This window comes from Pelovirga sp., from assembly GCF_059864205.1.
This window is the reverse complement of record NZ_JCBCBS010000019.1, coordinates 1-2,567: the sequence shown is the minus strand read 5'-3', so window position 1 is coordinate 2,567 and position 2,567 is coordinate 1. Positions and strand designations below refer to the sequence as shown.

Genomic DNA, 2,567 nt, shown 5'->3' with positions numbered 1-2,567 from the left:
AGAACAATCCTGCTGTCGCGCGAGCTCAGGGATGAAAAAGAATCATCAAAACGACGCTGATCACTGCCGAACATCCGGTGGGAGCCGGTCAAAATCAGTTGCGGATAGCGACTGCGACGGGCCAGTCGCAGTTCGATTTCTTTCTGGTTTATTTCCTGCTGTGCGGACTGAATGTCAGGATGTTGTTCGACATCGTAGAGGTCGCTATCAAGGATTGATCCCGCTGTCACATCCGCCAGAACCGTGGTCGGCGGCGAATACTCCCGGCCGGTTAATAACGTCAGGGAATCGAGAGCATTGGCAAACTCCACGGCCAGATCCTGTTCGGCCACACCGGCAGCGGCCAGCTCCAGTGCCGCTGCGGCAACTGCCTCCCGGCCATATTTGCCGGCAAGTTGTAGTCGCTCGGAAAAGCGATAGATTGCCAGCAGGGCTTGCCGGCGCCGGCGCTGCACCCCTGTCTGTTGCTGCAACTTCAGCGTCTGGCCATAAATTTCAATTACCTGACGGCGGATATCTTTGCGGATTGCAGCTAGTCGATACTCGGCAAGCTGCCGCCGCCCTTTGTGGAATTCGAGATTCAGAGTCCGGCGCCCAAAGTCGTAGAGAGTGTACTGAGCGGAAAAGGTCAAGGAGTGCTTGTAACCTGAGGCACTGTCGGCAAGGATGGCGTCGCCGACCGAGACAACATTGCCGGCCGCACCATGTACACGAACATATTCGTTGCCCAACCGCACCGACACTTGCGGATAATAGTCGCTGCGGGCTTCCACTATCTGCGCTGTTGCCGCAAGCAGATCAAACTCCGCAATCCGCACGGCCGGCGCCTGGGCTTCAGCATCTTGCAGGACCTGTTCCAGACTGATCTGCCCTGCCAGGACTGTCGGCACCTGCCACAACAGTACAACGCACAGCAGTAGTGTGATGTTGATGAACAAGCTCCCCCCCTACATACTTCAGTACATGAGACGATTCACCATAAATTAAACGTGCGGGGGCAAGAAAGCACCCCGCACGAAACTGTCTGGTGAAAAATCAGGCCGCCTGCCAGCTGCCTGCTACCATCGCCATCAATTCATGGTGTTGCCGAACGTCTTCGATACTGTTCAGCGCAATCCCTTCGGTCACCGCGTAGGCCGACATTTCCTGCAGCAGTTGATTGATGTCGGCATCGGTCAGGTAGCTGCCGTTGGCCAGTTGAAGCTGATCGATGGCGTAACTTGAGCTGCTAAAATGGTTGCTGACGGTAATCCGGTCGTCAGTGCCGTAACCGATATCCAGGTGGTTGCCGTTGCGGAAAACAGCAATGGAGTCGGTTGAGACCCCGACATCGAAAAGAATGCGGTCGAATCCGCTGGTGTCGTAGTTGTTGATGGTGTCATTGCCGTCACCAACACCGAACAGGTAGGTATCGTTCCCTCGCCCGCCGTTGAGATAATCGTTACCGACGCCGCCCACCAGCAGATCATTGCCGCTGCCACCGTTGAGGGTGTCGTTGCCCTCACCACCATACAGAAGGTCGTTGCCGCTACCGCCGGTCAGAATGTCGTCGCCGCCCAGACCATACAGGGTCATGGCCGAGCCGAGGCCGGTGAAACTGTCGTTCCCCTCACTGCCATAGAGGGGCCGTTGGAAGATCGCTTCTTCGTCCCACATCGTCCCGTCGGCAAACGCCATCCGCTCGATACGATAATAAGCACTGCTGTAATAATTCTGCACGGTGATCTGATCGTCGCTGCCGCTGCGACGGATGATCAGATGGTTGCCGGAGCGGGAGAAGACCAGATCATCCGGCGCGATCCCTGCGCCGAAGACAAAGGTGTCGATGTTGCCGACCGTGGTGTCGTAATCGTTGATTGTATCCTGCCCCCAGCCTTTATCGAACAGATAGGTATCGTTCCCTCGCCCGCCGTTGAGATAATCGTTACCGACGCCGCCGACCAGCAGATCGTTACCGGCACCACCGTTGAGGGTGTCGTTGCCCTCACCACCATAGAGAAAATCATCACCACTGCCACCATTGAGCGTATCGTTGCCGGCCAGACCATACAGGGTCATGGCCGAACCGATGCCGGTGAAACTGTCGTTTCCTTCACCGCCGTACAGGGGGCGCCGGTTGATGGTGTCTTCGTCCCACACGGTACCGTCGGCAAACGCCATCCGCTCGATACGATAATAGCTATGGGCATAATAATTCTGCACGGTGATCTGATCGTCGCTGGCGTTGCGACGGATGATCAGATGGTTACCGGAACGGGAGAAGACCAGGTCCTCCGGCGCGATCCCTTCACCAAAAACCAGGGTGTCGATGTTGCCGGTGGTGGTGTCATAATCGTTGATTGTATCCTGCCCCCAGCCGATGTCGAACAGGTAGGTGTCGTTACCTCGCCCACCGATGAGGGTGTCGTTGCCGGCACCACCGATGAGCACATCATCACCCACCTCTCCGTAGAGCTTGTCGTCGCCGTCATCGCCATAAAGCAGATCGTCGCCGGAGCCCCCGTAAAGGGAGTCGTTGCGGGCGCCGCCGAAGAGCACATCGTCGCCGGCATTACCGTAAAGGGTGA

The 2,567-nt window shown here is 57.0% G+C and carries 2 protein-coding genes; both read right to left on the bottom strand.

Going from position 1 to position 2,567, the window contains the following annotated elements; translation table 11 throughout:
* Window positions 1-938: TolC family protein (locus AC6F7T_RS01205; RefSeq protein ID WP_500716132.1), on the bottom strand; the 938-nt coding region annotated here is incomplete at its 3' end.
* Between the two features lie 97 nt (window positions 939-1,035).
* Window positions 1,036-2,567, bottom strand: a 1,532-nt coding sequence (locus tag AC6F7T_RS01200) for a calcium-binding protein (protein WP_500716131.1), incomplete at its 5' end; no start/stop codon positions are given.